The sequence below is a fragment of the Streptomyces sp. NPDC048002 genome, assembly GCF_040653275.1.
Taxonomy (GTDB): Bacteria; Actinomycetota; Actinomycetes; order Streptomycetales; family Streptomycetaceae; genus Streptomyces.
Genome location: NZ_JBEZNL010000007.1, coordinates 104,033 through 119,275, shown reverse-complemented (window position 1 = coordinate 119,275; position 15,243 = coordinate 104,033). Strand labels below are relative to the sequence as shown.

The 15,243-nt window shown below is 72.3% G+C and carries 13 protein-coding genes; 5 read left to right on the top strand and 8 right to left on the bottom strand.

Translation table 11 applies throughout. The features are described from left to right. The first annotated feature begins 14 nt into the window (after positions 1 to 14). Positions 15 to 761 (top strand): polyphosphate--glucose phosphotransferase, encoded by a 747-nt coding sequence (gene ppgK / locus AB0E07_RS12540; RefSeq protein WP_362249362.1) that lies wholly within the window; start codon positions 15 to 17, stop codon positions 759 to 761. Between the two features lie 25 nt (positions 762 to 786). On the opposite strand, the gene AB0E07_RS12535 is transcribed toward ppgK, so the two are convergent. Continuing rightward, entirely contained in the window at positions 787 to 1,446 is a 660-nt protein-coding gene (locus AB0E07_RS12535) for a DUF6542 domain-containing protein (protein WP_362249359.1), read from the bottom strand. Between the two features lie 167 nt (positions 1,447 to 1,613). Between AB0E07_RS12535 and ychF the strand changes: the two genes are divergently transcribed. The 3 genes from ychF (at position 1,614) to AB0E07_RS12520 (ending at position 6,544) form a co-directional block, all read left to right on the top strand. Further along, complete coding sequence (gene ychF, locus AB0E07_RS12530) at positions 1,614 to 2,702, top strand: redox-regulated ATPase YchF (RefSeq protein WP_362249355.1); 1,089 nt, start codon at positions 1,614 to 1,616, stop codon at positions 2,700 to 2,702. Positions 2,703 to 2,825: 123 nt separating this feature from the next. Next, positions 2,826 to 4,244, top strand: coding sequence for an ATP-binding protein (locus tag AB0E07_RS12525; RefSeq protein WP_362249352.1), 1,419 nt, complete (start codon positions 2,826 to 2,828; stop codon positions 4,242 to 4,244). Between the two features lie 107 nt (positions 4,245 to 4,351). Next, entirely contained in the window at positions 4,352 to 6,544 is a 2,193-nt protein-coding gene (locus AB0E07_RS12520; RefSeq protein WP_362249350.1) for a DEAD/DEAH box helicase, read from the top strand. Between the two features lie 27 nt (positions 6,545 to 6,571). Here the strand turns inward: AB0E07_RS12520 and AB0E07_RS12515 are convergent, their stop codons facing one another. From AB0E07_RS12515 to AB0E07_RS12505, 3 genes are all read right to left on the bottom strand, one after another. Further along, positions 6,572 to 6,760 carry a DUF397 domain-containing protein gene (locus tag AB0E07_RS12515; RefSeq protein ID WP_362249347.1) on the bottom strand — a complete coding sequence of 63 codons (189 nt, stop codon included), beginning with the start codon at positions 6,758 to 6,760 and terminating at the stop codon, positions 6,572 to 6,574. Next, positions 6,757 to 7,602 (bottom strand): helix-turn-helix transcriptional regulator, encoded by an 846-nt coding sequence (locus tag AB0E07_RS12510; RefSeq protein ID WP_362249344.1) that lies wholly within the window; start codon positions 7,600 to 7,602, stop codon positions 6,757 to 6,759. Before AB0E07_RS12510 ends, AB0E07_RS12515 begins: the two co-directional genes overlap by 4 nt. 141 nt (positions 7,603 to 7,743) lie before the next feature. Then, positions 7,744 to 8,973 (bottom strand): MFS transporter, encoded by a 1,230-nt coding sequence (locus AB0E07_RS12505; RefSeq protein ID WP_362249341.1) that lies wholly within the window; start codon positions 8,971 to 8,973, stop codon positions 7,744 to 7,746. Between the two features lie 83 nt (positions 8,974 to 9,056). Here AB0E07_RS12505 and AB0E07_RS12500 point away from each other — a divergent pair, with 83 nt between their 5' ends. Next, positions 9,057 to 10,034 carry a DUF5937 family protein gene (locus AB0E07_RS12500; protein ID WP_362249656.1) on the top strand — a complete coding sequence of 326 codons (978 nt, stop codon included), beginning with the start codon at positions 9,057 to 9,059 and terminating at the stop codon, positions 10,032 to 10,034. A gap of 100 nt (positions 10,035 to 10,134) precedes the next feature. Here AB0E07_RS12500 and AB0E07_RS12495 read toward each other — a convergent pair whose 3' ends face one another. The 4 genes from AB0E07_RS12495 to hisC form a co-directional block, all read right to left on the bottom strand. Then, positions 10,135 to 11,190 carry an alcohol dehydrogenase catalytic domain-containing protein gene (locus AB0E07_RS12495; RefSeq protein ID WP_362249338.1) on the bottom strand — a complete coding sequence of 352 codons (1,056 nt, stop codon included), beginning with the start codon at positions 11,188 to 11,190 and terminating at the stop codon, positions 10,135 to 10,137. A 52-nt stretch (positions 11,191 to 11,242) separates the two neighbouring features. Beyond that, positions 11,243 to 12,616 carry a hypothetical protein gene (locus AB0E07_RS12490; protein ID WP_362249335.1) on the bottom strand — a complete coding sequence of 458 codons (1,374 nt, stop codon included), beginning with the start codon at positions 12,614 to 12,616 and terminating at the stop codon, positions 11,243 to 11,245. A 106-nt stretch (positions 12,617 to 12,722) separates the two neighbouring features. Continuing rightward, entirely contained in the window at positions 12,723 to 13,994 is a 1,272-nt protein-coding gene (locus AB0E07_RS12485; protein ID WP_362249332.1) for an MFS transporter, read from the bottom strand. A 117-nt stretch (positions 13,995 to 14,111) separates the two neighbouring features. Beyond that, positions 14,112 to 15,191 (bottom strand): histidinol-phosphate transaminase, encoded by a 1,080-nt coding sequence (gene hisC / locus AB0E07_RS12480; RefSeq protein WP_362249329.1) that lies wholly within the window; start codon positions 15,189 to 15,191, stop codon positions 14,112 to 14,114. Positions 15,192 to 15,243 lie beyond the last annotated feature (52 nt).

Sequence of the window (15,243 nt, the reverse complement as noted above, 5' to 3'; positions counted from 1 at the left end):
CGTAACGTGGAGCCATGCAGATCTTCGGCGTGGACATCGGCGGGTCGGGCATCAAGGGCGCCCCTGTGGACCTGGACAGGGGCGACCTCGCCCAGGAGCGTCACAAGGTGCTGACCCCGCATCCGGCGACGCCCGACGCGGTGGCCGACGGCGTCAAAGAGGTCGTCGACCACTTCGGCTGGACGGGACCGGTCGGCCTGACCTTCCCCGGCGTGGTGACCGGCGGATCGACGATCCGTACGGCGGCCAACGTCGACAAGAGCTGGATCGACACCGACGCCCGCGCGCTGTTCGGTGAACGCCTGGGCGGCCTGCCCGTCACCGTCGTCAACGACGCGGACGCGGCGGGCGTCGCCGAGATCGCCTTCGGCGCCGGACGGGACCGCAGCGGCACGGTGATCCTGCTGACCTTCGGCACCGGCATCGGCAGCGCCCTGTTCGTCGACGGCGTCCTGGTCCCCAACACCGAACTCGGCCATCTGGAGCTGCACGGCCACGACGCCGAGAAGCGCGCCTCCAGCAAGGCCCGGGAGGACCACGAGCTGACGTGGGAGCACTGGGCGCACCGGGTGCAGAAGTATCTCGCCCATGTGGAGATGCTGTTCTCGCCGGAACTCTTCGTCATCGGCGGCGGCGTCAGCCGCAAGGCGAACAAGTTCCTGCCCCACATCGAGGGCATCAGGGCGGAGATCGTCCCCGCCCAGCTCCAGAACAACGCGGGCATCGTCGGCGCGGCGATGCGGGCGGCGAAGGAGTCGTAGGCCGGTCCTGGGCCCTGTCCGTGACCTAGCGGGTCGGGGTCCCGCCGGGCCCCGGCTGCTCGGCCGCCGCTCGCCGGGCGGCGGCCCGGTGGGCCACCAGCCGCGTCCGGCGGGCGATGATCAGCAGGCCCGTGACCAGCGTTCCGCCGTACAGCCACCCGGCCTGGGTGGCGAGGGCGGTGAACAGGCTCATCAGCCGGTCCCCGGTGCCGCTGCCGCCGTCGGCGACCGGGACCAGCCCGACCGCGAAGGCGATCGGCACGATGATGACCGCGGTGACCAGGTCCGCCCGGCGCACCCACAGCGCGGTCAGCGCGCACACGGGCAGGAACAGCACGCCGTAGACCGTGAGCGAGGAGCCGAACAGCAGGGCGGTCAGGGAACCGAGCGTGAGCATCAGGACCGTGCAGAACAGTCCGACGCCGAGCCCGGTGAGACGGGGGTTGGGCATCCGGCCGAGCGCCTTCGGCAGCGGGGCGGTGGGCCGCCGGGGCGCCGCCGCGGGCCGCCGCGGTCCGGCGTCGCGCTGGGCCTGGGGGCGCCGGGGCCGTACGGTACGGGGCGGGGCGCCCTCCGTACCCCGGCCGGCCGCCGTGTTGCCGCCCCCGCGGGCCGCCTGCGGAGGCAGGGCGGAGCCGCCGCGTCGCGGTCGGTCCTGGGCAGGTCGCGTCCTGTGTTGCTCCACTGGACCAACTTAGGTCTGTTTATGTGCCGAATCGCCCTTCAGACACGCCGAGGGGGCCACCTTGGCCAAGCGTTCGATACGCAGCCGGTGCCGGGCGGGTCACGCCGTAGACTGGTGGATCGGCCCCACCCGCCCCCAGTCCTCTCCTCTCACGTACGGGAAACAACGTGTCGCTCACGATCGGAATCGTCGGTCTGCCCAACGTCGGCAAGTCGACCCTGTTCAACGCCCTGACCAAGAACGACGTGCTGGCGGCCAACTACCCGTTCGCCACGATCGAGCCGAACGTCGGGGTGGTCGGCGTCCCGGACCCGCGTCTGACGAAGCTGGCCGAGATCTTCTCCTCCCAGCGCGTGCTCCCGGCGACCGTCGACTTCGTCGACATCGCGGGCATCGTGCGCGGCGCGAGCGAGGGCGAGGGCCTGGGCAACAAGTTCCTGGCCAACATCCGTGAGTCGGACGCGATCTGCCAGGTCATCCGTGCCTTCAAGGACGAGAACGTCGTCCACGTCGACGGCAAGGTCTCGCCCAAGGACGACATCGAGACGATCAACACCGAGCTGATCCTCGCCGACCTCCAGACCATCGAGAAGGTCCTGCCGCGCCTCCAGAAGGACTCGCGGATCAAGAAGGACATCGCCCCGAAGGTGAAGGCGGTCGAGGAGGCCAAGGAGATCCTGGAGAAGGGCGACACCCTGTTCTCCGCGGGCATCGTCCAGGGCAGCGAGCGCGCCGAGCTGCTGCACGACCTGCACCTGCTCACGACGAAGCCGTTCCTCTACGTCTTCAACGTCGACGAGGACGAGCTGACCGACGACGCCTTCAAGGACGAGCAGCGCGCGCTGGTCGCCCCCGCCGAGGCGATCTTCCTCAACGCCAAGCTGGAGCAGGACCTCGCCGAGCTGGACGAGGAGGACGCGATGGAGCTGCTGGAGTCGGTCGGCGCCGAGGAGCCCGGCCTGGCCACCCTCGCCCGCGTCGGCTTCAACACCCTCGGCCTCCAGACCTACCTCACGGCCGGCCCCAAGGAATCCCGCGCCTGGACCATCAAGAAGGGCGCCACGGCCCCCGAGGCGGCCGGTGTCATCCACACCGACTTCCAGAAGGGCTTCATCAAGGCGGAGGTCATCTCCTTCACCGACCTGGTGGAAACCGGCTCGGTCGCCGAGGCCCGCGCGAAGGGCAAGGCCCGCATGGAGGGCAAGGAGTACGTGATGCAGGACGGGGACGTGGTGGAGTTCCGCTTCAACGTCTAGCCGACGGCGCGTCGCTGCTGGGGTCCGACTCCTGAGGGGTCGGACCCTTTGCGTTGCCGTCCATGATGCTAACGTAAACGTTAGTAACATCATTGTTAGTGTCATGCGGGGAGGTCGGCGGGCGTGGTGGAGTTCGTGGGGCGTCGGCAGGAGTTGGTGACGCTGGAGCGGGAGCTGCGGAAGGTGGCGGCCGGGGTCGGTGGGGAGCGGCCCGGGCGGTGCGTGATGCTGCGCGGGCGGCGCCGGGTGGGCAAGTCGCGACTGGTCGAACGGTTCGCGGAGCACTCCGGGGCCCCGTTCCTGTTCTACGCGGCGACCGGGGCGTCCCCCAGGGACGATCTGGCGCGGCTGGCCCGGGACGCCCAGGCGTCCACGCTGCCTTCGGCGGGGCTGGTGGCGGCCGCTCGGCCGGAGAGCTGGGACGCCGCGTTCGACGTGCTGGCCGCGGCGCTGCCCGCCGACCGGGCGAGCGTGCTGGTCATCGACGAGGTGCCGTATCTGATGGATGCCGAGGGCGCCTTCGAGGGGATGCTCCAGCGGGCCTGGGACCGGGTGCTGGAGACCAAGCCGGTGCTGCTGGTCCTCATCGGTTCCGACCTGTCGATGATGGAGGCGCTGAACAGCTATGGGCGCCCCTTCCACCAGCGCGGCCGGGAGATGGTGCTGGGGCCGCTCAACCCCGCCGAGGTGGGGCGGATGCTCGGGCTGGCTCCGCCGGACGCCTTCGACGCCGCGCTGGTCACCGGCGGGCTGCCGCTGATCTGCGCGGAGTGGCCACGGGGCGCGGGGCTCTGGGACTTCCTCGGCGAGGCGCTGAGCGACCCGGTCTCGGCCCTGCTGGTGTCGGCCGAGCGCTCGCTGGCCGCCGAGTTCCCCCCGCAGGCCCAGGCGCGCAGGGTCCTGGCGGCCATCGGCAGCGGCGAGCGCACCTTCACCAACATCGCCCGCGCGGCCGGAGGTATCGGGGCCACGCCCCTGCAACGCGCGCTGGAGTCGCTCACGGACAAGCGGATCGTCGCCGCGGAACTGCCCGTGTCGCTCCGTCCGTCGAAGGACCGTCGCTACCGGGTGGCGGATCCCTATCTGCGGTTCTGGCTGCACCTGCTCGGCCCGTCCATGGAGGAGATCGAGCGCGGGCGGGGCGATCTGACCCTGGCGCGGATCCGGGAGAGCTGGACCAGCTGGCGCGGACGGGCCGTCGAACCCCTCGTCCGCGAGGCCCTGGCGCGGATCCTGCCCGACGGCGAGCTGCCCGCGGCCCCCGCGGTGGGCGGCTACTGGACCCGCACCAACGACGTCGAGATCGACATCGTCGGGGCCGACCGGGCCCCCGTCGCCAAGGAGTTGCTCTTCGTCGGCTCCGTCAAGTGGCTGGAGAGGTCGCCCTTCGACCGGCACGACCTGGCGGCCCTCCACCGACACCGGGCGGCCCTCACCGACGGTCCTGTTCCCGTCGTGGCGGTCTCGCGCAGCGGAGTCGACTGCCCGGGGCTCGACGCCGCCTACGGCCCCGGCGATCTCCTGACCGCCTGGGCGCTGTGAGCGGCGGAAGGCGGGTGCGGGGCCGGAGCGACCCCGGCGCCCTGGGCGGCGTACCGGACGGGCTGCGTGGTGGGAGGATGCGGGGACGGTGAGAGAGGGGCGGGCACGTGGGGCGGGGTGAGCGGGAGACGGTCGCGAGGGGCGCGCGACTCCACGAGGCGGCGCTGGCGGTGGCCGGTGACCACACCCGGGCGGTCGATGCGGTGCGGGCGGCGCTCAGGCCGATCCACGACGCCGCGGTCGCACGGGAGTTGGACGCCATTCCCGTCGCCCGGCTCCAGGACGTCACCGAAGGGCGTCTGCGGCTCGGGAGCGTGGAGAAGAGCGGCCTGCGCACGGTGGGCCGTGTCCTCGACGCCGGCCCGTACCGGCTGCGCCAGATTCCGGGCGTGGGTCAGCGCACGGTCGACCAGATGCTCGCCGCGGCCCGCCGGCTCTCCGAGGCCGTGCACGAGACGGTGGCCGTCCACATCGACGTGGACCGGCCCGAGCCGAGCACCACCGCACTCGTCACGGCCCTGCACGTCCTGGTGGAAGCGGGACCGGAGGCCCGGCGCGCCGTGGACCGGGCCGCGGACCTGGCGGAACGGATCGGCCCGCTGCTGTCCGACGCGAGGCCCGCGGCCGGGCGCCTCAGGATGCTGCTGGCCGGCCAGGAGAAGCGGGCCCGCGCCCTCGCGGCGGTCGACGGCATCCGCACGCTGGCGGACGAGGCGGAGCGGGCGGGCCTGCCCGAACTGATCGCCCAGGCATCGGTGGACCTGCTGCGCGGCCCCCCGTCCGACATCGCGGCCTGGGTCGACTTCGAACTCCGCTCCGCCGAGTACTACAGCCTGCTCGCCGAGATCTCCGGGAGACTGCCCGACGCGGCCGCCGCGGAGGGCTTCCTGCCGGACGAGATCGCCGAGCGGGTGCGCACCCAGCACCTCGACGACACGCACCGCCGGGTCTCCCTGCGCGGCTACCAGGCGTTCGGGGCGCGGTTCGCGCTCGCGCAGCGCAAGGTGATCCTCGGCGACGAGATGGGCCTGGGCAAGACCATCCAGGCGATCGCGGTGCTGGCCCACCTGGCCGCCGAGGGTCAGAGCCACTTCATGGTCGTCTGCCCGGCGAGCGTGCTCGTGAACTGGACCCGGGAGATCGAGGCCCGCAGCGCCCTGCGCGTCACGGTGCTGCACGGTCCCGACCGGCACGAAGCGTTCGCCGACTGGAAGGGGCGCGGCGGGGTGGGGGTGACCACGTTCGACGCCCTGCGCGGTTTTCCGGCGCCCGGGGGCGGGGAGGTCGGACTCCTGGTCGTCGACGAGGCTCACTCGGTGAAGAACCCCAAGACGAAGCGGTCCCAGTCGGTCGCGCTGTGGACGGAGCGCTGCGAGCGCAGCCTGTTCATGACCGGGACGCCGATGGAGAACCGGGTCGCGGAGTTCCGCAACCTGGTGCGGATGCTCGACGCGGGGGTCGCCGACTCCTTGGGCGAGCGGGACGCGCTGGCGGGTTCGGTCGCCTTCCGCAAGGCCGTCGCCCCGGTCTATCTCAGGCGCAACCAGGAGGACGTCCTGACGGAACTGCCCAGTCTTCAGCACACGGACGAGTGGGAGGAGCTGAGCGCGGCGGACGAGGAGGCGTACCGCGACGCCGTGCGCGCGGGCAACTTCATGGCGATGCGCCGGGCCGCGTACCTGAGCCCCGAGAAGTCGGCCAAGCTGGACCGGCTCCGCGAGATCGTTCAGGAGGCCGGCGAGAACGGGCAGAAGACAGTGGTCTTCTCCTACTTCAAGGACGTCCTGGGTGTGGTGAAGGCGGCACTGGAGGAGAGCCCGGCGTCCGGCACCGCGGTCCTCGGTCCGGTCTTCGGTCCGCTCACCGGAAGTGTCGCCGCCGCGCGCAGGCAGCAGATCGTCGACGACTTCGCCGGGGTCCCCGGGCCGGCCGTGCTCGTCGCGCAGATCCAGGCGGCCGGTGTCGGCCTCAACATGCAGGCCGCCTCGGTCGTCATCATCTGCGAACCGCAGATCAAGCCGACCATCGAGCACCAGGCGGTGGCCCGCGCCCACCGCATGGGCCAGGTCAGGCCGGTCCGCGTGCACCGCCTGCTCGCCACCGGGGGAGTGGACGAACGCATGGTGCGGATGCTGGAGGACAAGACCCGCCTGTTCGACGCCTACGCCCGCCGCAGCGCCGTGGCCGAGGCCACCCCGGACGCGGTCGACGTCTCGGACACCGAGCTGGCCCGCCGCATCGTCGAGGAGGAGCAGGCACGCCTGGGCATGAGGGGCGGCGCGTCCGCCGGGGTCGGCTAGCGGGTCGGCCTACGGCACCGCCGACGGTCAGCTCCGGGCGGTGTGGGTGACGAATTCCTGCCAGGCCGTGCGGGAGAGGGCGAGTTCGGGGCTGCGGTGGTCCTTGGAGTCCCGGACGTGGATCGCCGCGGTGCTCGTCGCGACCTCGACGCAGGCGTCGCCGTCCGAGCCGCTATAGCTGCTCTTGAACCAGGCCCGTTCGTCGATGCTGCTCATAGCGCTCCTCGCAGTCGCTTCAGCAGGCTCCTGGAATCGTCCGAGTTGAGAGCCTGGGAACGCAGTTTCGCATACCGCTGGAGCATGATGCTGACCTCTTTGGAGCTCGTGATCAGCATCCCGCCACGCTGTCCTTCGGCGTAGCCGAACCACTGGTTGTCCGGAGACTCCAGGAGCATCAACGGACCGTCGAAGCCCGCGTGTTCGGGCTGGTAGCTCGGCATGACCTGCAACTCCACATTGAACTGCGACGACCTCTCCAGGAGGCTGTCCAGCAGTTCCCGCGTCACCTCGGGGCCTCCGGTGCCCCGCTCGATCAGTGCCTGCTCGATGATGAAGCTGAAGGCGATCGGCGGCCTGCGGTCGAAGAGTTGATGACGTTCCAGTCGGGCCGCGACCTGCTTGGCCACCTGCTCCTCGTCCTTCACGGGCGGCACGCTCTCCGTCACCGCTCGCGCGTACCGTTCGGTCTGGAGCAGGCCGGGAATCACCCGGCATTCGTACGTCCACAGGGTCACCGCCTGTGCCTCCAGCCGTGCCCACTGGCGGAACCAGCTGGCCAGTCCGGCCTGTCGGGAGAGGTGCGGTGCCGCTCTGCGCAGGGCTCCGGTGTCGCCGAGTGCGGGTTCGGCTCGTTCCACGAAGTCGCGGTCGGGCATGCGGCGGCCCTGTTCGACGGAGGCGACGGTGTGCTTCGAGTAGCCGATGACCGCGCCGAACTCCTCTCGGCTCAGGCCCGCGTGTTCCCGTAAGGCCTGGACGACCGCGCCGAAGGTGCGCAGGCTGTCCGACACCTCCGCGCCCGTGCTGCCGCCCGCCGCCCCCGTGTTCTCGTAAGCCACCGCCGGACACCTCCTTGTGCCACCCGCCGCCCGACCGCTTCGACTTCGGCCATGGTCGCCGACGGTGACACGTACGGTCCACCGAACGTGCGCGTACGCTGACTGAGCGTACGCACCGCCGGATGCAGGGGGCGTCAGGTCCTAGTCCGACGCGACCGCCGCAGCCCCCTCGGCCTCCTCCGCCTTCGCCTTCTCGATCTCCGCCGTGCGCCGGTCGATGGCCGGGGCCAGGGCGAGGACGCCCAGGGGGGCCAGGATGCCCGCCACCGCGCAGAACCACCACAGGTACGCGGGGCCCGCGTGGGCGTAGACGGCCGTTCCCACGGTCAGCGCGAGGAAGCGGGACGAGCCCCACAGCCACTGGAACGCGCCCTGGTAGCGGCCCCGCGCGTGTTCCGGGGCGATGCTCTGGACCGTCGCCGAGTGGATGCCGCCGATGGCGGCCTCGCCGAGGGACCAGACCGCGACGGTCGCGCCGTAGGTCCACATGTCGTCGGCGATACCGGTGAGCGCGACACCGATCGCTATCAGGCCGGCCGCGAAGACGTACACGACGAGCGGGCGGGCCTTGGCGAGGACGGTCGTGGCGAGCGGCTGGAGGACGACCACCAGGACCGCGTTGAGGGTGGCCATCACGCCGAGGACCTTCGGGGAGAGGCCGTCGTCGCGGATCGCGAGCGGCAGGCCCGCCTCGGTCAGGGAGTAGATGGCGAGGGTGACGCCGAACAGCGGCAGCAGCCCGCGCATCAGCGGGTCGCGCAGGACCACGCCGTAGCCCCCGCCCTGCCCGGCCGGTGCGGGCGTCGACCGCTTGCCCGCGGGGAGCAGGCTCACCGCGATCACCGCGAAGGCGAGGGAACTGACCGCGTCGACCGTGAAGAGCAGCCAGTAGCCGTTCTCCGCGAGGAAGCCGCCGAGGATGCCGGCGCCGGCGCTGCCGATGTTGACGGCCCAGTAGACGAGCGAGAACGCGTTGCGACGGCGTTCGGCGTCCACGGACTCGGCGAGCAGCGCGTTGGCGGAGGGGCTGACCATCGTGCCGCAGACACTGAGCACGGAGGCCGCCAGCGCGAGCGTCACCAGGTTGGGCGCGGCGAACAGCAGACCGTGCGCGACGGCCGTGCCCACCAGCCCGGTGACCATGGTCGAGCGGCGGCCCCAACTGTCCGCGAGCACCCCGCTGAGCAGCGGCCCGACGAGGGTGCCGATGCCAAGACAGCCCAGGACCCAGGTGGTTTGGGACGTACTGACGTCCCGTGAGCCGAGGTAATAAACTAGGAACGGCACCACCATGAAGCCCAGGCGGTTCACGATCACGCCGCCGAAGATGACCCAGGCGGTGCGGGGCAGGCCCTTGTACGAGGAGAACATGGCCGCATGATGTGCGGCCCCGCGCTAGCCCGACAAATGATTCAGTGGTGACTGAATGCGGGAGGCGATCCGCCCTGGCGGAGATGGAGTTCTCGGCCAGCGACCTGGCTCGGATGCGGTTCGCGATCTCACCCATGTGGGAGGTCGTCACGAGCTACCGGCTGCTGCGCTCCGCGCGTACGGCAGCGGTCCACTTCCCCTGGGTCGAGCAGGTGCGCCCGCGGCTCGCGGCGGCCGAACTGGACCGCGGCTGGCTGGCGGCGCTGATCCCCCCGAGCGGCTACCTCCCGGACTTCCTCAACCCCGTCCCCGCCGGCCACGCCCCCACGCTGGAAGAGGAGTTGGACGCGGTACGGGGATCGGCCGCCGAGACGGTGCGCCGGGACCTGGACCATCTGGAGCGGCACGTGGGCGGGCCCTCCGCGCGGCGGCGCTCCCTGGAAGCGGACCCCGAGGACCGGCTGGCCGACCTCGCCGCGGAGATCCAGAAGTACTGGGAGCTGGCGCTCGCGCCGTACTGGCAGCGGATGCGCACGGTTCTGGACGCCGATGTCTTCCACCGGGCCCGGCAGGTCGCCGAGCACGGCGCGGGAGCCCTGTTCAACGGGCTGCACGAAAAGGTCAGTTGGGACGACAACACGCTGCGCCTGGTGCGCCGGCCGGAGACGCTGAACCGTGCCACCAAGGGGGCGGGGCTGCTGCTCATCCCGTCGGTGTTCGCCGGACCGGGTCTGCTGACGGTGGTCCGTGACGCCGAGCCGCTCCAACTCGCCTACCCGGCGCGGGGGGTGGGCGTGCTGTGGGAGCGGTCGGCGCCCTCCCGGTCCGCCGCGGTCGCCGCCGTGCTCGGCCGTTCGCGCACCCTGTTGCTGACCGAGCTGGAGGCGCCCGCCTCCACCACCGAACTGGCCCGCCGTACGGGTATCTCGCCCGCCGGGGTATCCCAGTTCCTCACCGCGATGCGGGACGCCGGCCTGGTCAGCGCGCACCGGGTCGGCCGGTCCGTGCTGTACGCGCGTACCTCCGTCGCCGACGAACTGCTGGGCGCCCGCCCGAACTGAACGACATCGACGAACTGCTGGGCGCCCGCCCGAACTGAACGACGCGGACGGGGACTTCGTCGTCACCGGGTGCGGGCGGGCCGCTCGCACCCGGCGTCGACTACATCGGCCGGACCACCACCTTGCCCGCCACGTCACCCCGTTCGACTCGGGCGAAGCCGTCCGGGACCAGGCGGTCCAGGGGGATCACGTCGTCCAGCGCCGTCGTGGCGATCTCCGGGTGCGCGGTGAGCAGGGCCAGCGCCTCGGGCAGGTCCTGGTCGCAGATGTGGACCTTGGAGGTGTCGAGGGTGATCTCCTCCAGCACGAGCCGCGTCAGATCGAGCGGTGAGGGGTCGCGGTGCAGGCCGACCAGGCGCACGTGCCCGCCCCGGCACACCGCGTTCATCGCCGTCGCGAGACCGGCCGTGGCGCCCGACGCCTCGATCACCACGTCCGCGCCGTGGCCGTCCGTGGCCGCCCTGATCACCGCGGCGGCGTCCTCCCGCGAGGCGTCGACGAGCAGCCCGGCACCGGCCCGGCGCCCCGTCTCCAGCCGGCCGGCCGTGACGTCGACGCCGATCGTCTCCACGCCCCTGGCCGCGCAGGCGGCCACCGCGAGGGCCCCGATGCTGCCCAGGCCGATCACCACGACGGTACGGCCCGGCTCGGGCGCGATGCCGCGTACCGCCCGCAGGGCGACGGCGAGCGGCTGCGCCATGATGGCGACGTCCGGGTCGAGGCCACCCGCCGAACGGCTGATCCGCGCCGGGACGTTGACCCGCTCGGCGAGACCGCCGTCGACGTGCAGGCCCAGCGTGTAGTAGCGCCCGCAGACGTTGGTCCGCCCCCGCAGGCACCAGCGGCACTGCCCGCACGACACCCCGGAACCGGGGACGACCAGGTCCCCCGTCCGGAAGGTGTCGACGCCGGGGCCGGTCGCGACCACCTCGCCGACCATCTCGTGGCCGATGACCAGCGGCCCCTGGTGGCCGCTGGCGAAGTGCGGCGCGGTGAGCGGGATGAGGTGCGGGCCGGAGGCGAACTCCTCCACGTCCGTACCGCAGATGCCCGCGCGCACCACGGCGAGCTGGATCTCCCCGGGCCCGGGGGCCGGCGGGTCGGGCCACTCCTGGACCCGGATGTCGCGCCTGCCGTGGAATACGGCTGCTCTCATGACGGTGGTCTCCCTGGGAAGGACGGGCTGGGGGAGGGGGCCGGGCCCCGGGTCAGACGGACGGGGCGGGCGCCTCGTGCAGGAGCGCGCCGACATGGGCGCCGTTGGCGACGTTCACCACCACGTCACCGGCGGCGGACGGGATGGCCCGGACGCTGCCGCCGATGAAGCCGTTGACGCCGGTGATGATCCCCCACACCGGACGGAACCGGTCCACCCCGCCGCCCGGCACCGGGACGGTCTCCTGCGCGGGCCGCACCCGGCGTTGCAGCACGTGCGGGCTGTCCAGCGCGGCCAGGACGTGGGCACGCCACGCCTCGGGGGTGAGGTCCTCCGCCCAGCCGAGGACGACGCCCTTGCCGCCGGAGAGGGAGGTCGGCTTCAGGACCAGGTCCTCCGCGTGCGTCAGGGCGTACTCGACGAGGTCGACGCGCTCGCCGCTCTCCAGCGTCACCTCCTCGCGGCGCACCCGGCGGGTCCAGGGCAGGATGCGGTCGAGGCTCTCCAGGATCTCGGGCGCGAACAGATGGCGGTTGCCCTCCTCCGACAGCAGCGAGAGGGCCGCCTTGCTGGCGTAGGCGGAGGTGTCCAGCGGCGTGAAGACCTTCACCTCGCCGCGGCGGGCGGCGTCGAAGACCGGGCCGGTCAGGGCGGGGGCGTCGGGGGTGGTCACGTCCCGGATGAGGAAGGTGCGCACGATGATGTCGACCGGCCGGTCCCCGAGCCACACCCGGCCCTCGCGCACCTCCAGCTGACCGAGGTGGCAGGGGGTGGCGTCGAGGCCCAACTCGTTCCAGCGCTCGCACAGTTGCGTCATGTAGGGCAGCTCGTCGGAGAAGGCCGTGGGCCACTCGGTGAGCGCGACGACCGGGTGGTCCCCGGCCGAGAACCCGGTCTCGGTGAGGATGTTGTGCACCTGCTCGCGCAGCGAGTCGACGAAGGTCAGCCCGTGCCGCTCGGCGAACTCGGCGAGGACCGGGACCTCCAGGAGCTCCCGGCAGACGTCGACGTTGTCCACGCCGCCGATCGCGCTGCCGATGTTGAGTTCGAGCAGTTTGAAGCCGTCGCCGTCACAGACCAGGTCGGCCCGGCTCTGCCGGGTCATCCGCTCGCCGCGGTTCTGGAGCACCGCCTCGACCTGCGGTTCGCTCAGCCCGACGGCGCGCGCGAAGGCGCCGAAGTCACCGCCGAACAGCTTCTCGGGCAGGCTGTCGAGCGCGGTCAGCAGATGGTCGAGGTCCCCGGCGAGCCGGGCGAGTTCCTCGCCGCCGAGGAAGACCGGGCGGGCGAGCCACAGGCCCATCCCGTTCGGCTTGTCACTGTTGAGGATCTTGTTCTGCGGCAGGCCGCCGAGCAACTCCTCGCTCGACAGCCCGGCGGACTCCAACTCCGCCAGGTATGCCTCGGTCAGGGTGACGCGGTCCATGTCTACTCTCCATATCGTGGTGCGGGGGGCGGGGTCGGGCGGTTCCGGGGGCGGGGTCGGGCGGTGGCGGATTCGGGGTCAGGCGGTGGCGGTGGCGGATTCGGGGTCAGGCGGTGGCGGTGGAGGCCGGCTTGCCGGGTGCGGGCGCGGGGACGAAGGCGACCGCGTCGGCCGGCAGACGCCGCTCCAGACGGAGCATCAGCAGCGCGCCGAGCGCCGCCGTCGCCGCCACCAGCAGCCAGGGCAGCCGTCCGTCGACGGTGAGCAGCGAGGTGAACACAGTCGGGCCCAGGGCGTACGCCAGCGACCAGGACAGCTGGTAGGTGGCGAGGTAGCGGCCGCGCAGCGACTGCGGCGCGGCGAACTGCGACAGCGCACCGGAGGACGGGCTGTACAGCATCTCGCCCACCGTCATCACCAGCACCGCGCCCAGCAGCCCGGCCATGAGCAGCGGAACGCCGTCCGGGCGTACGGTGCCGAGCGCGGCCTGCGCGAGGAAGGCGACGGCGAAGAGCGCGGCGCCGGCCGCGGCGGCCCGGGTCCGGGAGGTGAAGCGGCGCCGGGCGAGGGCGGCGACGGGGACGCCGAGGGTCGCGCACACCACCGTGTTGAGCAGGAAGGCGCTGCCGAGGAGCCCTTCCGGCAGGTCCAGCCAGCCCGTCGCGTACAGCGGGAGGAGCGAGGTGAGCGCCGAGAAGCCGAGGGCGACGAGCAGGTTGGCGCAGACCAGGGTCAGGAAGGGCCGGTCCTTGGCGACGACCCGGTAGCCGCCGCCGCGGGCCCGCGGCGCTGCCGGTGCGCGCGGCGGCGCGGCCGGGGTGCGGGAGGCGAGGAAGCCGGCGGCGAGGAAGCTCGCGCCGTTGACCCAGGCGGTGACCGTGTAGCCGAAGTCGCCCGCGGTGGCGATGACCACGGACGCGATCAGGGTGCCCGCCCCGAGGCCCGCGTTGCTCAGACTGCGGCTGAGCGCCTGGAGCCGGTCGCGGTCGGTGCCCTCGGCGAGTTCGGCGAGCCGGGCGTCCTGGGCGGGCCGGAAGGCGCGGGTGCCGACCGAGGTGAGCAGCGCCACCACGACGAAGAGCGGGAGCGTGTCGGCGAGCGGGAAGCAGGCGAAGCTGACACCGCGCACGACGTACAGGGAGATCTGGGTGACCCGGGCGCCGAACCGGTCCACGACGATGCCCACCAGGGGGACGGCGGCGATGCCGACGAGTCCGGTGACGGTGAGGACCAGGCCGATCAGCGGCAGGGGCAGGCCCGTCACATGGGCGAAGAACACCAGGCTGAACGGCACGTACATGCCGGAGCCGACCGCGTCCACGGCGATTCCGGAGACCAGGGCGCGTTCGCCCGGGAACCGGGGACGGAGGAAGGACATACATCTCCCAAGAGCGAGCCGGGGCGCCGCCGGCTCGTCGCTCGCATACGAACAGGTACGGGTCAGGTCGGATCAGGTCGGATCAGGTAAGCCCGGGTCAGCCCGGGTCGGGCCAGATCAGGTCGGCGGGAAGACGGTGGCGGCCGCGAGGAAGGCGTCGTTGTCGGCGGGCAGACCGAGGGTGACGCGGACACCGGCGCCCGCCACGGCCCGTACCGAGACGCCCGCGCTCGCGCAGTGCGCCCCGAACGCGGCGGCGCTCTCGCCGAGCGGCAGCCACAGGAAGTTGGCCTCGCTCGGCGTCACGGGGTGTCCGTGCGCGGTGAGCGCGGCGGTGACGCGAGCGCGCTCCGCCGTGATGACGTCCGTCCTCCTGGCCACTTCGTCCCCCGAGCGCAGTGCCGCGATCGCCGCCGCCTGGGCCACACTGCCCGCGCTGAAGGGCAGGTACGCCTTGCGCAGGGTGCCGATGACCTCGCGATGTCCGGCCGCGTAGCCGATGCGCAGTCCGGCGAGCCCGTACGCCTTGGAGAAGGTGCGCAGGACGACGAGCCGGGGGTGGCGCGGGAGCAGGGTCAGGCCGTCGGGGACCTCGGGGTCGCGGACGTACTCGTGGTACGCCTCGTCCAGGATGACCAGGCAGTCGGCCGGCACCCGGTCCAGGAACTCCTCCAACTCCGCGCCGCCCACGACCGTGCCGGTCGGGTTGTTGGGGTTGCAGACGAAGACCAGCCGGGTGCGTCCGGTGATCCGTTCCGCCATCGCCGCGAGGTCGTGCCGGCCCTCGCGCAGGGGCACCTCGACGGAGGTGGCCCCGGCGAGCCGGGTCAGCAGGCGGTACGCCTCGAAGGACGGCCAGGCGTAGAGGATCTCGGCGCCCGGTTCGGCGACTGCGGTGAGCAGTTGCTGGGTGACGCCGACCGAACCGCAGCCGAGCGCGATGCCCTCCGGGTCGAGTCCGAAGCGGGTGGACAGCTCGGCGGCGAGGGCCCGGCCGCCGTTGTCCGGGTAGCGGTTGATGCCCTGGGCCGCCTCCTGGATCGCCCGTGCCACCTCGGGCAGCGGGCCGAACGGTGTCTCGTTGGCGGCGAGCGCGTAGGAACGGCCGTCGGGGGAGCGGGCCGGTTCCTCGGGCCGATAGCCGGTGAGCCCGTCAAGTGCCGTACGGAACCGGGGTGGTTGGTGCGTGGTGGTCATCTGCGGGGTGTCCTCTCCGGGTTCGCAGGCGGCGCGGATGTCACCGGGCGCG